The organism is Murdochiella vaginalis, from assembly GCF_902381775.1.
Lineage (GTDB): Bacteria > Bacillota > Clostridia > Tissierellales > Peptoniphilaceae > Murdochiella > Murdochiella vaginalis.
The window spans coordinates 1,334,596-1,354,439 of record NZ_LR698969.1 but is presented as its reverse complement, the minus strand read 5'-3'; the positions used below and the strand labels follow the sequence as shown (position 1 = coordinate 1,354,439).

Here is a 19,844-nt window from a genome sequence, read left to right as displayed (position 1 = left end):
GGGCGGGACATATTCTCCGGTACGATAGGAGAAACGGAGGATATGTCATGAAATGGAGAATTGCTGTACTCGATCCGGATATCCGGTATCGCGATCGTTTTTTAGCACAATGGAATGCCGCCCCAAAAGAAGGTGTCGAAATCGAATGGATGACGAGTCTGGAATCCTTTTTGGAGGCGCATCGCGATCGACGCTACGATGCGCTATTGGCGGATAAAAATGCTCTCGACAAGAACGCTAAAAAGCAAATTGAGCGGATTGCACCACAGACCGATCTATTTTATTGGCGCGACCAATCCGATGAACATGGCCCGGCTAAATATCAGCCGGTATCTCGAACGCGTAGAGACCTGTTTCACCTTCTTTCCTGCAAACGGAGCACCGAAAACCCGAAAGATCTTGGCGGGCAACTGATCTTCTGCACTGCATTATGTGGCGGAATAGGGGTCACTACCGTTACGCGAGCGCTGGCAATGGCCTATCAGCGTCTTTTTTCCGATCAGCATGTATTTTATTATGAATTGAAGCCGTTTAGCACATCGGAAAAGTTTTCTCTGTCGACGAAACAAATTGCGACGTCGTCCTATACGATTGCGGACGTGGTGTTAGCCATGCGCATGCCCGCAGCGGATGTCGATTTGCGATTGGCAGCTTGTACCGTGGAACAAAATGGGGTCGCAACGCTGTTACCACCGCACCACGCGGCGGATTTTTTCGATATTACCAAAGAAGAATGGATGGCTCTTTTTCATGCAGTGAAAAAACGTCATTCCTGTGTGTTCCTGGATTGTCCGCCCGGCTGGCTATGGCAATTTTCCTCTTTTTTTTCGGTGACGGATCGCCTTCTGCTCTTTTCGAATGGAAAAGAAGAAGATCGGCTGCGTGCCTTTCTAGATCTCATTCCCTATACATGGAAAGAAGGCCGCGATGCATTTTTGGAACGCTGTGACAGCGAAGAGAGCGGACGGGCCTTTGTCATCCCGCGCCTTCCCGAAAAAGAAATCGAGTCTTATCAACAGCAGGATCCATTTGCCACGCTGAGCACTTTTTTGCCTGTAGAGGAGGTTGCCCGATGGATTCATGCCTGATTCGTAAAGGACTGCGCCTGATCAACGAGGAGGATGAGCAGCATGTTTTACTTTGCCTTGAAGGAGAGGAGACTCCGGATCGCCTTGCTCTGACGATGATGGCCCGAAATACGTCCCCCTATTTTGCTCCGCTCGAGACAACGGAACAGAACGGCGTTTTTCGCTATACCGTACCAGGCAAGAGATTCCATGCGATCGATGAGCCATGGAATCGGAAGCGCTTGGCGAATTTTTTCGGCAACTTGGCTTCCGCGCTGGAGGAGGCGGAAGACTATCTGTTGGATCCTGCTATGTTGGTACTCCATCCGCAAGCGATCGCTGTCACAGAAGAAAAGGTGGTTTTTCTTGTTCTTCCGATACACATTTCTGCTTCGCTAAACGAAGCTCTTTCCTCTTTTTGCAGGACAGCGCTGTTTTCACGCCCCTTTGCCGAGGAAGAGAGCCGCTCTTTGTCACTGGTGTTTAATGCCTTGCGTTCGCCTGCCTTTGATCGCAAAGAACTTGTGGCCTTGTCGGATCGTCTCCAAAACGACCTGACCAGCAGAAGCACCCATTCTGTGCCATCAAAGATTGTTTCCAGCGATCTGTCGAAAAGAAACGCACCGATAAAAGAAGAAAATGCATCGCCGGAGCATGCGCCGTTTCTCGTGCCGCCGCAAAATAAAATTCCGATCGATACAGAAGATACCGAAAAAGAGAGCGGTCAAAAAGCGGAAGCTGCACAGCCTTCCAATCACCCTGACTGGAAGACTCTTTCCGGCTATGCGGAGAAAAGAGATCCCTTTTCTACCACCGAACCCCTTGTTTTGCCGGCAAGGGAGATGACCGAGAAGGGAGCTTCGAAGAAAGACGAGAAAAAGGATAGCCCCTCGGGAAGGGTGCCTACCACGTTGCTGGAACTTCTTATGCACTTCAGCGTTGAAAATTGGAAGCGTTATCGTAGCGCAAAGGAGAAAAAAACGAAGGCGGCGAAGCCACTTTTTCAAAAAACAAAGCAGGAGACGACGCCTCTTCTCTGGGAAGAGAACGGTCATATTCGCATGATCCATATTCCGGACAACGCCTGCCCTCGGCTGCGTTTTTCCGAGAAGGAGGAAGTGAAACTCTCGACGTTACCGATGATGTTCGGGCGGGAAAGGGGAGCCGATATCGTGCGAACAAGTCGAAAGGTGAGCGCAAAACATGCGCGCTTTTCCTTGGATGACGGCCGTTACACTATAACCGATTGGCAATCGAGCAATGGAACCTATGTGAACAACAGCCGTCTTGTTCCTCATGTGCCACAGACCATTTCGCAAGGAGATCGCCTGCGCTTCGGAGACGAGGAAGCGATCTTTCTTCTCTGATATAGAATTCAACAGAAAGTACATTATTGGCTCCTCCTGTTCCTTTATAATGGATACAGGAGGAGCTTGTTGTGAGCGAATTATCTGAAAAATTGATCGGCTGGTATGATCGCCATCGTCGGGTGCTTCCCTGGCGGGAGGATCCTACGCCGTACCATGTTTGGGTATCGGAAATTATGCTGCAACAGACCCGCGTGGAAGCGGTTAAGGGCTACTACACACGATTTCTGGAAGCCTTTCCGGATGTCCATGCTTTAGCGGAAGCGAGCGAGGGGGGCTTGCTTAAGCTTTGGCAGGGCCTTGGATATTATTCACGAGCCAGAAATCTACAGAAAGCGGCGAAGCAGCTCGTACAGGAACGAAAGGGCAAGATTCCCGCGACCCTGGAAGAACTCAAACGCCTTCCGGGCATTGGTGCCTATACTGCAGGGGCGATCGCTTCCATCGCGTTCGGTCAGCCGGTGATTGCGCCGGACGGCAATGCGTATCGGATTTTTTCGCGATTGGAGAGAGAACAAGGCTTCCTCGAAGATCGGAAAACCAAGGAGCGCTTAGAAGAACGCATGCGTCTGGAAATGGACACGAGACGTCCGGGAGCATTCAATCAGGCCTTAATGGACCTGGGCTCTCTGATCTGTGTTGCGAATGGACAGCCCCTGTGTCCGACGTGCCCGCTTCGTGCATTTTGTGCCGTATCAAATAGGGAAGATGCGTCGCAATTTCCCAGACGGCGCCCGAAAAAACCGAGACAAATGGAAAACAAAACTGTGGTAGTCATGCAACGGGGCGATCGCCTCTTGCTGCACCAGCGTCCATCCAAAGGATTGTTAGCCGGCTTATGGCTCTTTCCTATGTTCGACGGTCATCTTACGCAGAAAGAGGTGCTTCTCCAATTACTTGAAGAGGGGATTTGTCGGAAAGACATTCAAAAAATCGAAACCTTGGAACCCGCAACGCATATTTTCTCACACCTGGAGTGGCATATGATCGGTTATCGCGTGACACTTTCCCCCTTGTCGGACGTACCATGTGATCGAAATCGAGCTTTTTCCGATCAAGAAAATTTTTCGCATCGAGCCGATGCTGTGCACGAGGCGGACGAAGAAAGTTTTGAAACGCTACAGCTGGAAAATAAGACGTTTTGGGCCGATCCGGATGAGATTGCCAATCGATTTGCAATCCCCGCCGCGCATAGACCATTTTTTGTCGAACGATGAGAAGCCGCCGATAACACGGCTTTCGAATAACACAGTAAGGAATAGGGTACACAGACTGCCGAAAGGAGATTTTATGGACGAAAAACAAAGTATCGCCTATCGTTGGGCGATTGATGAGATGTATCCCGACGCATCCGCGATGGAACGGGATATTACAACACTACAGAACACGATATTGTCGCTCAAACGTTGGTCAAAAGAACCGAAAGCCCATTTTTCGGAAATCCTGGAGGCCTATCGTCAAAGCGAGATCCTTGCGGAAAACCTGATCGTTTATACACATATGAAACAGGATGAGGACAGCCGCAACAGTGAGGCGCAGCGTCAGTATCAAACGGCTTCCCGCCTGCTGCAGGAATATGTTGCCGCCTTTTCGTTCTTTGAGCCCTATCTACTCTCTCTTTCGGAAGAGGAGCAGAAGGCGTTGATGGAAAATCAAGAGTACGCCTTTTTTCATGAGTGGTTTGCCCGTATCTTCCGCTATAAGAAGCATACGCTTTCTGCCTCGGAAGAAAATCTTCTGGCGAAAATGCACTTTCTGTCGGAAGCTCCGGATGCAATCTACTACTTTTTAACCAATGCCGACATGCACTTTCCACCGTTAAAGAGTTTGGACGGGGAGGAGCTCACACAGCAAAATTTTACAACGCATGAAAAAAATCCGGATGTTGCCGTGCGCAAAGAAGCATTTCTTTCACTGTATACAGCATTTCATGGACTCGGCAATACCATCTCGACGGCATACACCAATAACGTCAAGGCTCTTACGACAGAAGCTGAGCTGCGCCACTATGACAGTGCGCTGGCTATGACGCTTTATGAAGATGATGTTCCTCCATCTGTATATGATTCGTTGCTCGAGAGCGTTGATCGGCATCTGCCGCTTCTGCATCGTTACTATGCGAAGAAAAAAGAGCTGCTGGGATTAACGGAACAGCATATGTATGATGTCTATCTTCCGCTCATTAAAGGAACGGCGAAAACCTATACCTTTGAAGAAGCAAAGGAACTTTGCATCGCATCGGTGGCACCGCTCGGAGAGGACTATCAGACAATCTATCGAAAAGCCTTTGAAGAACGCTGGATGGACGTCTATCCTCGTGAAGGAAAGGCGGGAGGGGCGTATTCTTCCGGTTCCTATGAAAGCCGCCCCTATATTCTTTTGAATTTTAACGGTACGCTGGATTCCGTGTTCACATTGGCCCATGAGATGGGACATTCCATGCACAGCTATTTCGCTAAGCACAGCAATGAAGCTCTCTATTACAATTACACGATTTTTGCGGCGGAGGTTGCCTCCACTTTTAACGAACTGCTGTTGCTGGATTATCTGACGAAACATGCCAAAACCGAAGAGGAAAAGCGAGAGCTTCTGGATCACCATCTGGACAGCTTCAAGTCTACGGTCTATCGTCAAACGATGTTTGAGGAATTTGAAAAAACGGTTCATGAGCGTATTGAAAATGGCGAAAGCTTGGCGGGCGAGGACTATGATCGCCTGTATCTCGAATTAAACAAAAAGTACTTCGGAGACGCGATGATCTCGGATCCGGAGATTGCCTACGAGTGGATGCGCATTCCGCATTTTTACTCCAACTTTTATGTATATAAATATGCCACCGGCTTTACCGCGGCTACGGTGCTTTCGCAAAAAGTACTGCACGGCGGTCAGGAAGATGTAGATGCCTATTTCGCATTCTTGAAAGATGGCGCGCACCATTTCCCGATTGAACAGCTGAAGATGGCAGGATGCGATATGACCGATCCCAAGACGGTGGACAGTGCGCTTTCCGTTTTTGCGGGATTGGTGGAAAAGGTAGAAGCTATTGCGAGCTTATGATGATAGGGAGGCAAATCAATGACCAACTATGTAATAATCGGTGGCAGCGCTGCGGGGTACTTTGCCGCCAGACAAATAAGAAAAAATGATGCGGAAGGAGAGATTACAATAATCTCCGCCGAAAACATGGCCCCTTATTTTCGAATTCGACTCACAGAAGCGATGGGAACGGGAGAGAAGACGGAGAATCTGTTGCTCCAGAAGCCTGCATTCTATGCCGAGCAGAACATAAAGCTTCTTCTCGGAAAGACGGTGTCTTCGGTGGATTATGAAAAACAGGAGGTTGTTTTTGCCGAGGGAGATCGTCTGCATTATGACAAGCTTTTGCTTGCCACGGGAGCCCATCCTTTTATTCCGCCGTATGAGGGTGGAAAATTGGAAGGAGTCACCTCCATTCGTACCGCGGAAGATTTGGATACGCTTCGCGCATATTACCCGCAAATTCGTCGGGTGCTTGTCGTCGGCGGCGGCTTGCTGGGATTGGAAGCGGCGTATGCACTTCGCCAACAGAATTTTGAGGTTCATGTATGTGAGTTTGCCGAGTATCTGTTGATTCGTCAGCTGGATAAAGAAACCGGAGAGTTGGTTCGCAAGAGCCTTGAAACCAAGGAAGATCTGCACATTCATGTTGGGGCGTCCCTGAAGGCGGTCCACGGTGAGAACAAAGTAACCAGTGTGACGTTAACGAACGGCGAAAAGCTGGATTGCGATGCAGTGGTATTCTCGGTTGGCGTACGCTCCAATACGGCTTTAGCCGGAGAAACGCTGCAAAAGGATAAGGGCATCGTGGTAAATGATCGCATGGAAACCAGCGAAGCAAATGTTTGGGCAGCAGGGGATGTTGCAGAGCTGAATGGCCGAACGATGGGACTTTGGTCCGCAGCGATGGAAATGGGAAAGGTTGCGGGCGATACCATGTCCGGTAAAGAAGCACACTATGATTCGCCGTTGCTCTTTACCAACTTGCAAATCGGTGCAGTGAAGCTGTTTTCTGCGGGATCGCATGACGGAGAAATGCTCTATAAAGAAGGCACAGATGGTTCCTTTAGCAAGTTCTTCTTTGATGCGGAAGAAAAGATGATCGGTGCGATTCTTTATCAGGATACGAAATTGACAGGAAAAGCAAAAGCGTGGATTAAAAATCGCACGCCCAAAAAAGAAGTCTTGGACGCAATCGGGGAATAACGAAGCAGGAAAAGGGGTGTGTTATGAAAAGAAAACAATGGGGGATTTTGGTTGTTGCTTTTGCCCTGGTGCTTCTTTTCGCGGCTTGCGGAAAGAAAAAGGCCCCGGCAAGCGATGAGGCGGCACCGGCTTCTGAGAGCAGCAAAGAGCAGGAGACAAGCGAGACGGTGATGAGCATTCGTCACGGGACGATCACGTTAGCAAAGCCCGGCTTTGACAAAAAGATTAAAGACTTGCAAAAACGGAATGCCGATGTCGTAGGCTGGATTTCGTTGGATGGCACACCGAATGCCTATCCGCTCCTGTATTCGGGGGACAATGATTACTATTTGCGACGCAATATCGATAAAGAATACGAGCTCTATGGAATTCCTTTCCTGGATATGGAGAACACCTCGAAGCTGACCGATCAGAACACCGTCATTTACGGTCATATGCCGGATGCCGGCGGATTGCAGCAATTTGGTGTTTTGCGTCATTATAAAGAACAGGAGTTTACCGACAAATCGCCAAAGACGGTTACCATTACCACCAACAACGGCATTTATACGTATCGCCTGTTTACCATCCATAAAGTATTGGAAGAAGCACCGTATCGCCGTGCCAACATGCCGGAAAAAGAATATGCGGCCTTACTTAAAGAGGCTGTCGAAGGCAGTATGGTCAATTTCCACTACGATAAAGCAGTCACCACAAAGGAACGAGTCTTAACGTTATCCACCTGTACGGGAGATGGCGATCATACGTATCGTCTCGCCATTCTTGGCGTGCTGGATAAAGCGGAATTGACGCCGGAAGCGTTTGAAGAAGCAAAACGCTTTTACGGAAATGAGAAAGAAAAAGCACCGGAAGAAAGCAGTACGACGCAAAGCTTATAATTTGAACAGGCAGCCGATTCGGGGGTGCAGAGGTAAGAAATAGGGGTCCTCAGCTCGATGCAGGCGAGGATAGGAGAAGAACGATGAAAAAATGGTTACGGCGTCTGATACAGGGCATTTTCCTGATGATCATGGCGTTTAGTGTAGTAGAAATTGGCACCTATCTTTGGGAAAGACAAAAGTCCAATTCGGAAATCGCTGCGGTCCAGAAGCAGCTTGCCGATTTGTCGATTCCAAAGGAGGCTTCTTCCGCTTCTTCCGTGGCGCAGAATGCGCCGATGTTGGATTACGAAGCGTTGATGAATCGCCTGAAGACCATGAATAAGGATATTGTTGCTTATATTATGATCTACGGAGCACCGAATCAATATCCGGTTCTGCAGGCGAAGGACAATGACTACTATCTTCGCAGAGGCATTGACGAAAAGTACAGTATTCAGGGCATTCCTTTTATGGATTATCAAAACAAGCCCGATCTGACGGATCAGAATACGGTTCTTTACGGGCACATGATGTATTACGGAGATGAGATGTTCGGCATTCTCAAACACTTTTTGGACCAGAGCTATGTCGACAAGAGCGATAACCTTTTTTCTCTCGTGAACGAGAAAGGAATTTATACGTATCGTATCTTTTCCATTCGCCAACGCGATGCGACGGATTCGTATCGCGATCCCAATGTGGAGGAGAAAACATTTCTTAACAATTTGCAGAAAGATTTGGACCGCTCCGAAGTGAACTTTCATTTTAAGGAAAAGCTCAGTGCAAAAGATCGCGTCGTGACGCTTTCAACCTGTACCACCACACAGGACGAGAGCAAACGCATCGCCGTTGTAGGCGTATTGGTCAAAATAGAAAACAAGGAACGCACGGTTACGCGCGAGCAGGTCATGAGCATCGACGCAAACAGGGGGTGGGACAATACGGAAAAGCCGCCAATGCCTCCGGCAGATGCATCCGCCGTAAGCAAGTAAACGGGAAGGCGATATCGAATCAAACAAGGCGAGATCCCAGGATCTCGCCTTTAATTTTCCACAAAGGCCTTGAAAAAAGTTTCTTCATGCGGTATATTAAGCATGTTGGCACTCATACAAAGAGAGTGATAATAAAAGACAGGAGGATCGTATGAAACTTAATCCAATCGGAGAGCGCATTGTCATTCATAAATTAGAAAAAGAAGAGACAACGGCATCAGGAATTGTCTTACCGTCATCGGCGCAGGAACAGCCGCAATATGCGGAAGTCGTTGCTATCAGCGATAAAATTTCCGCCCAGGATGAATACAAAGATGCGGTTAAAATAGGCGATCGTGTGATTTATTCGAAATATGCCGGAACCGACGTGAAGTTGGATGGCGAAGAATACATTGTCATTAAGATTGAGGACGTGCTGGCTGTTGTTCGTGACTGACTGCAGCAGATAAAAGGAAAGAGTAAGGAGAGAACGTATGGCAAAACTCATCAGTTATAACATTGAAGCCCGCAGCAAGATTCAGGAGGGCGTGAACAAATTAGCGGATACGGTTAAGGTCACTCTTGGCCCTAAGGGGCGCAATGTGGTTTTAGAGAAAAGCTTCGGTGCACCGCTTATCACAAACGACGGCGTCACTATTGCGAAAGAGATTGATCTCGAAGATGCTTTTGAGAACTTGGGCGCGCAGTTGGTAAAAGAAGTCGCCACCAAGACCAATGATGTGGCGGGTGACGGCACCACGACAGCTACTTTGCTGGCACAAGCCATCGTGCGCGAGGGCCTGCGCAATATTGCAGCCGGCGCAAATCCGATGGTGGTGAAGCGCGGCATGAAAAAAGCATCCGATTTCGTCGTGAAAAAGTTGCAGGAAATGGCCAAGGAAGTAGACACCATGGATGCCATTGCCAACGTTGGCACCATCTCCGCCGGAGAACAGGCAATTGGACAGATGATTGCCGAAGCGATGGAAAAAGTCGGTAAAGATGGTGTGATCACGGTGGAAGATTCCAAGACGATGGAAAACACGCTAGAAGTCGTTGAAGGAATGCAATTCGATCGCGGCTACCTCTCGCCGTACATGGTGACCGATACGGAAAAAATGGTCGCGGAATTGGAAGATCCCTACATTCTTATTACGGATAAGAAGATTGGAAATATTCAGGATATTCTGCCGCTTCTCGAACAGATCGTACAGTCCGGGAAGACACTGCTCATTATTGCAGAGGACGTAGAAGGCGAAGCGCTGGCTACGTTGGTGCTCAATAAGATTCGTGGAACGTTTAATGCCGTCGCAATCAAGGCTCCGGGATACGGAGATCGTCGCAAGGAAATGTTGCAAGATATTGCGATTTTGACGGGCGGCCGTGTTATTACGGAAGATCTTGGGCTGGACCTCAAGACGGCCACAATTGACATGCTTGGCCGAGCCGGCAAGGTCAATATTGATAAAGAAAAAACGGTGATCGTCAGCGGACACGGCGACAAGAGCGCCATTTCGCAGCGTGTAGAGCAGATCAAAAAGCAGATTGAAAATACCGAGTCTGACTACGACAAGGAGAAGCTGAAGGAACGCTTGGCAAAATTGGGCGGCGGCGTTGCTGTCCTGCGTGTCGGTGCAGCAACGGAAACCGAGATGAAGGATAAGAAGTTGCGCATCGAGGATGCCCTTTCTGCAACGCGTGCAGCGGTCGAGGAAGGAATTGTTGCCGGCGGCGGCACAGCGATGATCGATGCGATCAACGATGTGGATGCCTATATTGCAGACTTTGAAGGGGATGAAAAAGTCGGCGGACAGATCATTGTGCGCGCGCTGGAAGAACCGTTGCGCCAGATTGTCGCGAATGCGGGCCTTGAACCCTCTGTCGTGGTGGAAAAGGTGAAGGCGAGTGCAGCAGGAGAAGGCTTTGATGCCATGCGCGAAGAATACGTCAACATGTTCCGTGCAGGCATTGTGGATCCGACCAAGGTGACCCGGTCGGCTCTGCAGAATGCTGTGTCCATCGCCTCGATGTTCCTTACCACGGAAGCCGCAGTCGTGAGCATTCCGGAAGAAAAGAAGGATCCAGGAATGAACCCGGGGGCAGGGTACGGCGCCTATTAATTTGTCCTGCAGGCGTTAAAAAGAAACAAAATTGGAAAAACGGCAATAGAACGGAAGTGTGCGTTCTGTTGCCGTTTTTATTTTATTGAAAAAAGGGAAAAAGAATGCCGTTTTATGAAATTGTTGCGACGGCGTATTTTTCTTGAGACACATTGAAACGTCAGGAAACATAGACAGATGAACAGCTTTGGTACAATAAGTTTACCTCACGAAAGTGGAAGGAGGAAGGGATAGCAAAAGGGTTATTCGAGAGACAAAATGAAACCTTCTCCGGAAGGAGAGGAAAGGAGAGAAAAATGGATTCCGGTTTTACAGAACATCAATCACGTATTCGCGCACATATTATTGATTTACTTTCCCGTTATAAAACAAATCAGGAAAAATTGGAACGCTATCGTGAAGAGGAAATCGTGCGCGAAGCACAATCCGTCAATGACTATGTAGCCGCGATGATCCCGACGCAAAAATCCGTTTCATCCGACTCGTCGTCTTGCCTGGATTTGCCTTCGCTCTCTTTTCTATTGGAACTTGAAAAGCGACAATTTTTTTCGACTCTGGAGCGGCTGAAAATTGAAGTGCAGCTCGTTAAGCTGTTGCTGCTTCATCTTTCCGATGAGGACGTGACGCTTTTGACAAATCGCTATTATAAAAGCTACTCCATATCAAGAGTATGCAGCGAGATGTTTTTTTCGCGCAGCACATTCTACCGTCGTCACGAGGAAATTTTGAACCAACTGGTGTTGTATTATGATTCCATTTTTCCGCATTCGGCACAGTCATCTTCGGATGCTTCCCTTGATGAGGGATGATGAAAGAGAGCCCCTTTTCATTTTTCTATTTTCTTGCTATTCTGTAGAGGAGAATTGAAGGAGGCACTATGCGGCTTTTAATCATTCATCCGGATGAAACCATATTAGAAGACCTTTCGGCGGCCTTCCTTTATGACGGCTACGAGGTGTTCCGTGCAGCTTCGCTCAAGCGTGCCAAGGAAATTCTTCTTCAACAGGAGGTGGATTTAACCCTTCTGACCGACGAAACCGAAGAAGAAAACATTTTGGATTTTTATTCGGTTTTAGAAAGCTCTCATGCCTTTCCGGCAATGCTCATGACACGATCGCCATCGGTGAAACACATTGTTCTTTTACTGGAATATGGCTATCAGGAAGTGGTGCGCTATCCCATGGATATGCTGGAAATCAAGGCCAGGGTACGTGCCTTGCTTCGTCAGAAGCCCATGGCCGTAAGCACTTGCGAGAATCAATTCATGATGGAGCTTTTTGGACTGCAAATAGACTTGATTCATCGCATACTTTCGCGCGACGGAAAAAGCGTACAGCTGACAAGCAAGGAATTTGAAGTGCTTTTGGTTTTGATTCGCGAAAAGGGAGAGGTGCTGACGCGAGCCGATTTAGCGCGCGATTTATGGTCGGAAACGGATGAGGTGCATGAGCGCAATATCGATGTCTATGTGCGCCGCCTGCGCGAAAAACTCAGCACGCTGGGCATGGATGACCTGGTCGCGACAAAATGGGGAGAAGGCTACCTCTTACGATCCACGGATCCCTTGCGATGGAAGGCCAGAGAACTAACGCATGCTTACGGCGTGCAAGGAAAAGTGGACCGGAAATGAGGATTTCGCTTGCGTATTCGTCTCGATAAATGGCTGTCGCATCAGGGTTTAGGATCACGCAAAGAGGTCAATGCTCTGATCCGCGCCGGAAGGGTACGTGTAAACGGAACGACGATTACAGTGCCGAAGCATATCGTTGAGGAAAGCGATAGCGTGCAATACGATACAAATGACGTTGCCTTTCCGCGCTATGCCTATTTTCTCTTACATAAGCCTAAGGGGGTATTATCCGCTACGCGCGATAAACGGCAAACGGTTCTTGACCTGCTGCGGACGGAAGATCGTTTTCGGCCGCTGTTTCCTGTAGGAAGACTGGACATGGACACGACGGGGCTGTTGTTGCTGACGGATGACGGCAGATTGGCTCATGCCTTGTTGTCTCCACGACGGCATGTAGAAAAAGAATACTATGCGGAACTCGATATCCCCATTGATGAGGCACTCATCGCTGATTTTGCAAAGGGAATTCTTTTAGAACCGGAGGGTATCCTTACAAGACCGGCCCACTTGTTTTTGCGCGAGGACGGGCGCGTCAGCGTGACCATCACCGAAGGCAAATATCATCAGGTGAAACGTATGTTTGCTGCCGGCAATCGAAAGGTGCTTTCTTTGCACCGTCATCGCATGGGACCGTTGGTGCTGGACGCCGACCTTCCGGAAGGGGAATATCGGCCATTACGCGAAGAAGAAATTGAACAGTTGCGCCTCGCCGCGGGCCAACGCCCCGAAGGGGGCTTAGGAAGCGAAGAAAGATGAGGAAGTACTATATCGCCGATTGTCATTTTGGCGATGAAGAAGTGATTCGTTTCAGCCACCGTCCCTTTTCTACGGTGCAGGAAATGGATGAAACCATGATAGAGCGATGGAACCGAACCGTTAAGATTTCCGACGAGGTGTATATCGTTGGAGATCTGATTCATCGTTGCTCTGAACCAGAAAAATATCTTGCGCGATTAAACGGCCGCCTGCATCTTATTTTAGGAAATCATGACCGCTGCATCGCAGAAAATCCGTCTTTACACCGTTATTTTTCAGAAATCACAACGTATGCGGTCGTTTATGACGGCCATCATCGTCTGGTGCTTTTTCACTATCCGATGCTGGAATGGGACGGCTATTATTACGGCACGTGGCATCTTTACGGTCATATTCACAATCATCCGTCCCTCACGCAGGAGCGCGTCAAAGAATTGCCCAAAGCCTTAAATTGCGGTGCGGACGTTGTTGGGTATTGTCCCCGTACTTTTGATGAATTGGTGGCCATCAATAAACGGGATTGTTATCGTTCTGCACGACCGCAGGGTGCAGTATAACGACTCTATCAACATGAGCTTTATCACTAACAGCGAAATTTCACTCGGGCCTGTGCGGGCTCGAGTGAAATAGTTTCGCTTATCGCACCTTGCGTGCCTTTCCCGCCAGCTCGTCGATGAATTGGGAATGCTTTACCGGACGATCCCAAACGGCTTCGCGTCCCATCAGGCGTAAACGACGTTTTGCACGGGTCATACCGACGTAGAACAGGCGTCGTTCTTCTTCCAGCAAATCGGGATTGCCGGCGGCATTTTCTTCCAGCGCCAAGGAAGAGGGAAATTCCGTTTGGATGAGATCAATCAACCACACGGTGTCGTATTCCAACCCTTTTGCGCTGTGAATAGTGGAAAGAACCACCGGCGGATCGTGTGTGGCGTCGATCCCGAAGCCTTCCTTTTTCAGTTCTTTTGCAGTTCTTTCCTCTCGGTCTTTTTGACTGCGCTTTTCCAAGGCGTACAGACGTTCGCGAAACGCGGGAAAACTGGAACAATAGGAGGCACAATCCTCCAACCATTCAATAAGCCGTGCCTCAATGGAGACCGCATTGGTACCGCGGCGTGCGCGTTCCTTCAGAAATTCTTTGTAGCCGATTTCCTGATAGAGAATATGCAGCGCCTGCTTCGGTGTTGCGGTTTGCATACGCGAAAAAGCGTCCTCCAGAAACATAAGTCGCTCTTGATAAAATGAGGTTTGCGTTTCTTCCGCAGCAAGAAGCTGACGCCAGACGGTTTCTCCTGTCGGCGCGGTGTCTAAGGCTGAAAGAAAACTTTTTTTTAAAAATTGGTTCATTTTATAGTAGATGCGCGAAAAGCTGGCTACATCACAAGGATCCGTCGAGAGATTGAAGAAGTCGAAAACATCGCGTATCACCGCGTGATGAAAATACCGGGAGACATCCGAACGCAACTGAAAGGCGATATGATGCCGATCCAGCGCATCCATCAGCGCCAGTGCGGAGAGGTTATTGCGATAGAGCACTGCCACATTTCCTTGCGCCCTGTCTGCAGGAAGATCCCGGCACAATCGATCGATCTGTGCGCGCAGCGAATGGGTGAGAATCACGCGCGTTTTTTCATCGCTTTGGGTATCGCTTTTTGCCGTTTTTCCGTAGCGTGCCGAATTTTCACGGATCAGCCCGGCGGAAAGTTTGACGATGTTTTTGGTCGAACGGTAATTTTCCTGCATAAAAAGCACTTTGGTATGGGGAAAAAGCGTCTTCACGTTTAACAGATACTTCGGATCCGCACCACGAAAGCTGTAAATGGACTGATCATCGTCCGCAACGATGAAAATATTGTTTTCCGGAGCTGTCAGCAGATGCAAAATGCGCCATTGGACAAGGGAAGTGTCCTGTGCCTCGTCCACCTGATAGTAACGATATTTTTGTTGCCAACGTCTCCGTACGGTTTCGTCCTGATCCAATACTTGCAAGGTGCGCCAGAGCATATCATCAAAGTCAATGAGGTGATGCTGGACCTTAAACTGTTGATAGGCCTTTTGCAGCATTTCAAAACGGGAGGAACGGATTGCTGTTTTTTTCTTTGCTTCTTCGGCACTCGTTAACGTGTTTTTCATGTAACTGTCGAGACGAAAGAAGTCATTTCCCTCGTCTTCACCCATGGGCTGTTGAAAAAGTTGGCGATACAGGGCGTCTATAATGCGATACTTATTGTAGGAGCGGGATGCTTCCAGCAACTCCAGGGGTTGATGCTTTTCTGCGGCATACTCCCGCAAAATACGATAGCAAAAGGCGTGGATGGTTGAAAAAACCGCAGCCTCATTGCCGTTCTGCGCTTTAAAGCGGCTTTTCATATCCAACGCCTGTTGACGAGAAAAGGTAATGGACGCAATGGCCTCAACAGGAATCCCTGCCGCTTCCATCTGTCGTAGGCGCTCCAGCAGTATGGTGGTTTTTCCTGCGCCCGGAACGGCCAGAACCAGACAGGGGCCCTCTCGATGGGCGATAGCTTGCTGTTGTGTGGGTGTAAAAATCATCTTTGCTCCGCTTCTTCACGATCGACTGTTTTCATTGTAACGAATTTTGTGTTTCACGGTGTTCCGATTTTTCTACTATGCATGTAGTCGTCTCGTGCTTCTTATGTGTCCTACCGGCGCTGCAGGCTCTATGGCATTCCAGAGGGTGCACTATTTCTTGATAAGAAGCGGCGCTTGCAAGGACGAAAGAGACTGTGGTACAATGGGCGAGTCAAGTTTTGCGCTGGTGTGTCGGAATGGCAGACGAGGCAGACTCAAAATCTGTTGCTAGCAATAGCGTGTGGGTTCAAGTCCCACCACCAGCATAGCGAAGGGCGGCCTCGGTCGCTCTTTTTTTCCGTCCGAAGGCAGGAAAGGGGCAGCACATGAAAAAGCGATCTTTGGGGCATTCGTTCGCTTCAGGAGCCATGACTTTTATCCTACTGATGGGCATTGTCAGCCTTTTTTCCGATATGACCCATGAAGGCGCACGCGGTATTTTGGGAGATTACTTACAGCTTGCGGGGGCAAAAGGCGAAACCATCGGCTTCATTTCCGGTCTGGGTGAACTTCTCGGCTATTCGCTGCGCCTTGCTTCCGGCTATCTCGCCGATCGCACGAAAAAGTATTGGACCTTGATCTTTGTAGGCTATGGCTTGCAGGTGTTGGCAATTCCCGCCTTGGCGTTGGTGCCGGATCAGGCCTGGCCGGTGGCATGTGGTCTCATTATCCTGGAGCGTATCGGAAAAGCCGTGAAAAAACCGGCAAAAAATACATTAGTCAGCTTTGCAGCCGCGGAAATTGGGACGGGTAGAGGCTTTGCCTACCAGGAATTTCTGGATCAACTCGGCGCTTTCCTCGGCCCGGTCATTCTTTTTGTGCTCAGCTTGGTAAAGGGAATGGATTCCCGTATGGACACCTATCGGCTCTGTTTCGCGGTTTTAGGCATTCCCGCAGCGGCGACGTTGGCGATGCTGGTCTTTTCAAAGATGCGTTATCCGCACCCCGAAGAGTTTACCCGACAAGCGCAGAGCACAGAACGGTTTGCATTTAAGCCTTCGTTTATATTGTACATGGCGGCGATCTGCTTCTTTGCTTTCGGCTTTGCGGATTTTACGCTGATCACGATGCATATTGCCCGAACGGCAGCCTTTCCGGCGCAATCTTTCAGTCTTCTTTATGCCTTGGCCATGGCCGTTGATGCATTTGCTGCCTTGTTTTTCGGCTGGCTCTTTGATCGCGCCGGTGTTCGCGCTTTGATGCTTTCAACCCTTTTGAGCGTCGGCTTTTCCGCACTGGTATTTCTTTCGGGAAGTGCGCCCTTTATTCTTCTGGGTATCGTATTATGGGGAATAGGGATGGGAGCGCAGGAAAGCATCATGAAAGCCGCCGTGAGTGAAATGATACCCGCATCGATGCGCAGTACCGGCTTTGGTATCTTTGAAACCGGCTTCGGCATCGCGTGGTTTTTGGGCAGCTGGATTCTGGGCGCTCTCTATGACCGCGATCTGCGAATGCTGGTATTGGTCTCCACGGCCGCCCAGCTTTGTGCCATTCTTTTCTATCAACTTTGCCTACGGGCACAATCCACGAACGGAGGAAAGCATGCAGAAGAATAAGACATTTCTCATGATTGACGGATCGAGCCTGTTGTTTCGCGCATTTTACGCCATTCGCCATCTGACTACACGGGACGGTATTTTTACCAACGGGGTGTACGGTTTTTTAAATATGTTTTTTCGTGCACGTGATATGGTACAGCCGGATTATATCCTGGTAGCTTTTGACCGCGGAGGAAAAACGTTCCGCACCGAGGATTATGAAGCATATAAAGGAACCAGACAGGAAACGCCTTCGGAACTCAGTGCGCAGTTTGGCATGACTAAAGATGTTCTGGATGCGATGGGCATCTGCCACCTGGATCGCGAGGGCTATGAAGCGGACGATATTGTTGGAACGGTGGCAAAGCTGGCTTCGGAAAACGGCGTGCAAAGTTACCTGTTAACGGGAGATCGCGACTATTTCCAACTGGTGGATGAAAACACGACGGTTCTGTTTACCAAAAAAGGCATTACGGAGCTGGAAGAGGTAGATGTCGCTTGGATTCAGAAGACATATGATTTGCTTCCACACGATCTGATCGAAGTGAAAGGGCTGCAGGGCGATACGTCGGATAATATTCCCGGTGTGGCGGGCATTGGAGAAAAAACCGCGCTTAAATTGATTCGCACCTACGGGACGATCGAAAACGTCTATGCCCACATAGAGGACTTGAAAGGCAAAATGCGGCAGAACCTGGAAGAAGGAGAAACGCAAGCCTATCTCAGCCGTCGCTTGGGGACGATTTATCGGGACGTGCCGCTGGGGATGGCATTGGATGACTTTCTTCCGAAATCGGTCGATGACGAGAAATTGAAGGATCGTTTCGCGCGTCTGGAGTTTCATTCCTTTGCTGCGCGCGTGAATACGAAAAAAGCAGCCGATTTGACGACCAACGCGAAGGGAGAATGGGTGGAGGCCTCTTCCTGGAAAGAGCTTGCCGAATCGCTTCGTGCGCAAGAGGAGGTTCCTTTTGCTCTTTTTGCGGACGGAGAAAGCTATATGCATGATCCGGTGGCGATTGCCGCGTTTGGCATGGCGGATGGCACCGGCAAGCTGTTGCGCTTAACCGGCAAGGAAGAAAAGTTTCGCATCGCTTTTCAAGCGCTTTTTTCTTCTCCATCGGTGCGGTTTATCGCTTACGATGTGAAAGAGAGCATCGTGTTGTTGTCCAGGCTTGGCATCCCTTTTTCTGCGGCATACGAGGATGTCATGCTGATGGAATATCTTGCGGATCCCAATCGGTCAAGCTATACGGTCGACCAACTCGCTTCGCGGTTCGGTATGGCTCCTTTGCCGTCAAAGAAAGAGTTTTTTGGCTCGGGAAAGAGCAAAACGACGATCACAACGGCGGATCCCGATGCGGTGTTGAGCTATTTGAGCGCATCGCTACAAACCGTAAAGGAAGCCAAATCCAAGTTGATGCAGGAAATGGATCGCCTTTCCATGCGTAAGCTCTATGAACAGATTGAAAATCCGCTTGCCGCCGTACTGGCTCGCATGGAGATTGCCGGTATTGCGGTGGACGAACAGACGCTGGATGCGTTGGACAAAGAATTTTCTTTAGCTCTTTCCCAAGCAGAAAAGCGTGTTTTCGACGCGGCTGGAGAAGAGTTCAATTTGCAGTCTCCTAAGCAGTTGGGGGAAGTGTTGTTTGAAAAGATGGGACTTCCGCATGGGAAAAAGACCAAAACGGGGTATTCCACCAGCGCCGAGGTGCTGGAAAAATTGCGGGATGTGGATCCCGTCATTCCTGCAATTTTAGAGGTGCGCAAATTATCCAAATTGAAATCCACCTATATCGACGGTTTGCGCCCGCACATTGCCGAAGACGGTCGTATTCATTCTACGTTCCGCCAAAACGTGGCGGCAACCGGGCGCATTTCTTCCACCGAACCGAATTTGCAGAATATTCCCGTTCGCACCGAGGAAGGCCGCAAACTGCGCGCCGTCTTTGTGGCGGCGGACGGCTGTGAACTGGTGGATGCCGACTATTCGCAGATTGAACTGCGCATCCTGGCGTCGCTGAGCGGAGATGAAACGATGATAGAGGCGTTTCGGCATGGCATGGATATCCATCGAAAAACCGCTGCCGAAGTCAATCATATTTCCCCGGAAGACGTGACGCCCCTGCAACGTTCCTACGCAAAAGCGGTCAACTTCGGGATCATCTATGGCATCAGCGACTACGGGCTGTCCCGCGATTTGGATATTCCGCGCAAAGAAGCGGCGGAATACATTGCCTCGTATAAAGATACGTATCCGCAGATTCGTCGGTATATGGAAAATATCGTGGAACAGGCCAAGAAAGACGGCTATGTAGACACCTATTATGGTCGCCGACGCGAAATTCCGGAACTGAAGAGTCGAAATTTTAATGTGCGCGGTTTCGGTGAGCGCATCGCCTTAAATACGCCCATTCAAGGGACGGCGGCGGATCTGATTAAGTTGGCCATGATTCGCGTCGATCGTGGCTTACGCGAAGGAAACTATCGTTCCCGTCTGGTTCTGCAGATTCATGATGAGCTCATTATTGAAGCACCGGAGGAGGAAGCAGAAGAAATTGGCAAACGCGTGGTGGAATGGATGCAGGAGATCAGCGATTTTTCGGTGCCCATTGTGGCCGATATGAATCGCGGAAAAAGCTGGTTGGAAGCGAAATAGTATTCAAGCGGATCCGAACGATGCAGTCGAGACAGA

At 49.3% G+C, this 19,844-nt stretch carries 16 protein-coding genes and 1 tRNA gene; 16 read left to right on the top strand and 1 reads right to left on the bottom strand.

What is annotated here, in order from left to right; translation table 11 throughout:
• Window positions 1-47: 47 nt before the first annotated feature.
• The 13 genes from FXY30_RS06070 (at window position 48) to FXY30_RS06010 (ending at window position 13,570) form a co-directional block, all read left to right on the top strand.
• On the top strand, window positions 48-1,088 hold the full coding sequence (locus FXY30_RS06070) for a P-loop NTPase family protein (RefSeq protein ID WP_071705768.1): 1,041 nt from the start codon (window positions 48-50) through the stop codon (window positions 1,086-1,088).
• Window positions 1,073-2,434, top strand: coding sequence for an FHA domain-containing protein (locus tag FXY30_RS06065; RefSeq protein WP_071705767.1), 1,362 nt, complete (start codon window positions 1,073-1,075; stop codon window positions 2,432-2,434). Before FXY30_RS06070 ends, FXY30_RS06065 begins: the two co-directional genes overlap by 16 nt.
• A 71-nt stretch (window positions 2,435-2,505) precedes the next feature.
• A complete protein-coding gene (gene mutY, locus FXY30_RS06060; RefSeq protein ID WP_157885042.1) occupies window positions 2,506-3,651 on the top strand; it encodes an A/G-specific adenine glycosylase in 1,146 nt (381 codons plus the stop codon).
• Between the two features lie 73 nt (window positions 3,652-3,724).
• The gene (gene pepF, locus FXY30_RS06055; RefSeq protein WP_071705765.1) at window positions 3,725-5,491 is read left to right on the top strand and encodes an oligoendopeptidase F; all 1,767 of its coding nucleotides are present in this window, start codon (window positions 3,725-3,727) and stop codon (window positions 5,489-5,491) included.
• A gap of 18 nt (window positions 5,492-5,509) precedes the next feature.
• Window positions 5,510-6,676: an NAD(P)/FAD-dependent oxidoreductase gene (locus tag FXY30_RS06050; RefSeq protein ID WP_071705764.1), complete on the top strand. Its 1,167-nt coding sequence runs from the start codon at window positions 5,510-5,512 to the stop codon at window positions 6,674-6,676.
• 23 nt (window positions 6,677-6,699) lie between these two features.
• Window positions 6,700-7,554: a class B sortase gene (locus FXY30_RS06045; protein ID WP_071705763.1), complete on the top strand. Its 855-nt coding sequence runs from the start codon at window positions 6,700-6,702 to the stop codon at window positions 7,552-7,554.
• An 83-nt stretch (window positions 7,555-7,637) separates the two neighbouring features.
• The gene (gene srtB, locus FXY30_RS06040; RefSeq protein WP_071705762.1) at window positions 7,638-8,528 is read left to right on the top strand and encodes a class B sortase; all 891 of its coding nucleotides are present in this window, start codon (window positions 7,638-7,640) and stop codon (window positions 8,526-8,528) included.
• Window positions 8,529-8,679: 151 nt separating this feature from the next.
• Entirely contained in the window at window positions 8,680-8,964 is a 285-nt protein-coding gene (locus FXY30_RS06035; protein WP_071705761.1) for a co-chaperone GroES, read from the top strand.
• 37 nt (window positions 8,965-9,001) lie between these two features.
• The gene (gene groL, locus FXY30_RS06030; RefSeq protein WP_071705760.1) at window positions 9,002-10,627 is read left to right on the top strand and encodes a chaperonin GroEL; all 1,626 of its coding nucleotides are present in this window, start codon (window positions 9,002-9,004) and stop codon (window positions 10,625-10,627) included.
• Window positions 10,628-10,923: 296 nt separating this feature from the next.
• Window positions 10,924-11,436: a hypothetical protein gene (locus FXY30_RS06025; RefSeq protein WP_071705759.1), complete on the top strand. Its 513-nt coding sequence runs from the start codon at window positions 10,924-10,926 to the stop codon at window positions 11,434-11,436.
• A gap of 68 nt (window positions 11,437-11,504) precedes the next feature.
• The gene (locus FXY30_RS06020; protein ID WP_071705758.1) at window positions 11,505-12,257 is read left to right on the top strand and encodes a response regulator transcription factor; all 753 of its coding nucleotides are present in this window, start codon (window positions 11,505-11,507) and stop codon (window positions 12,255-12,257) included.
• Between the two features lie 9 nt (window positions 12,258-12,266).
• Window positions 12,267-13,013 carry a pseudouridine synthase gene (locus FXY30_RS06015; RefSeq protein ID WP_197675355.1) on the top strand — a complete coding sequence of 249 codons (747 nt, stop codon included), beginning with the start codon at window positions 12,267-12,269 and terminating at the stop codon, window positions 13,011-13,013.
• Window positions 13,010-13,570 carry a metallophosphoesterase gene (locus FXY30_RS06010; RefSeq protein ID WP_071705757.1) on the top strand — a complete coding sequence of 187 codons (561 nt, stop codon included), beginning with the start codon at window positions 13,010-13,012 and terminating at the stop codon, window positions 13,568-13,570. Before FXY30_RS06015 ends, FXY30_RS06010 begins: the two co-directional genes overlap by 4 nt.
• A 79-nt stretch (window positions 13,571-13,649) precedes the next feature.
• Here FXY30_RS06010 and FXY30_RS06005 read toward each other — a convergent pair whose 3' ends face one another.
• Entirely contained in the window at window positions 13,650-15,566 is a 1,917-nt protein-coding gene (locus tag FXY30_RS06005; protein WP_071705756.1) for an ATP-dependent helicase, read from the bottom strand.
• Between the two features lie 222 nt (window positions 15,567-15,788).
• On the opposite strand from FXY30_RS06005, the gene FXY30_RS06000 reads away from it, so the two are divergent.
• The 3 genes from FXY30_RS06000 to polA all read left to right on the top strand — a co-directional run bounded on the left by FXY30_RS06000 (window position 15,789) and on the right by polA (window position 19,808).
• A tRNA-Leu gene (locus tag FXY30_RS06000) sits at window positions 15,789-15,871 on the top strand.
• 60 nt (window positions 15,872-15,931) lie between these two features.
• Window positions 15,932-17,164, top strand: coding sequence for an MFS transporter (locus FXY30_RS05995; protein ID WP_071705755.1), 1,233 nt, complete (start codon window positions 15,932-15,934; stop codon window positions 17,162-17,164).
• Window positions 17,151-19,808, top strand: a complete 2,658-nt coding sequence (gene polA / locus FXY30_RS05990) for a DNA polymerase I (protein WP_071705754.1) — start codon at window positions 17,151-17,153, stop codon at window positions 19,806-19,808. The genes FXY30_RS05995 and polA overlap by 14 nt, the downstream gene beginning before the upstream one ends.
• Window positions 19,809-19,844: the final 36 nt, after the last annotated feature.

Bases quoted from the DNA above. Each gene is read 5' to 3' on its own strand.
- FXY30_RS06065 (WP_071705767.1), top strand. From the start codon at position 1,073: ATGGATTCATGCCTGATTCGTAAAGGACTGCGCCTGATCAACGAGGAG.
- srtB (WP_071705762.1), top strand. From the start codon at position 7,638: ATGAAAAAATGGTTACGGCGTCTGATACAGGGCATTTTCCTGATGATC.
- groL (WP_071705760.1), top strand. From the start codon at position 9,002: ATGGCAAAACTCATCAGTTATAACATTGAAGCCCGCAGCAAGATTCAG.
- FXY30_RS06025 (WP_071705759.1), top strand. From the start codon at position 10,924: ATGGATTCCGGTTTTACAGAACATCAATCACGTATTCGCGCACATATT.
- FXY30_RS06035 (WP_071705761.1), top strand. From the start codon at position 8,680: ATGAAACTTAATCCAATCGGAGAGCGCATTGTCATTCATAAATTAGAA.
- FXY30_RS06010 (WP_071705757.1), top strand. From the start codon at position 13,010: ATGAGGAAGTACTATATCGCCGATTGTCATTTTGGCGATGAAGAAGTG.
- pepF (WP_071705765.1), top strand. From the start codon at position 3,725: ATGGACGAAAAACAAAGTATCGCCTATCGTTGGGCGATTGATGAGATG.
- FXY30_RS06050 (WP_071705764.1), top strand. From the start codon at position 5,510: ATGACCAACTATGTAATAATCGGTGGCAGCGCTGCGGGGTACTTTGCC.
- FXY30_RS05995 (WP_071705755.1), top strand. From the start codon at position 15,932: ATGAAAAAGCGATCTTTGGGGCATTCGTTCGCTTCAGGAGCCATGACT.
- FXY30_RS06045 (WP_071705763.1), top strand. From the start codon at position 6,700: ATGAAAAGAAAACAATGGGGGATTTTGGTTGTTGCTTTTGCCCTGGTG.
- FXY30_RS06005 (WP_071705756.1), bottom strand. From the start codon at position 15,566: ATGATTTTTACACCCACACAACAGCAAGCTATCGCCCATCGAGAGGGC.
- FXY30_RS06070 (WP_071705768.1), top strand. From the start codon at position 48: ATGAAATGGAGAATTGCTGTACTCGATCCGGATATCCGGTATCGCGAT.
- FXY30_RS06020 (WP_071705758.1), top strand. From the start codon at position 11,505: ATGCGGCTTTTAATCATTCATCCGGATGAAACCATATTAGAAGACCTT.
- polA (WP_071705754.1), top strand. From the start codon at position 17,151: ATGCAGAAGAATAAGACATTTCTCATGATTGACGGATCGAGCCTGTTG.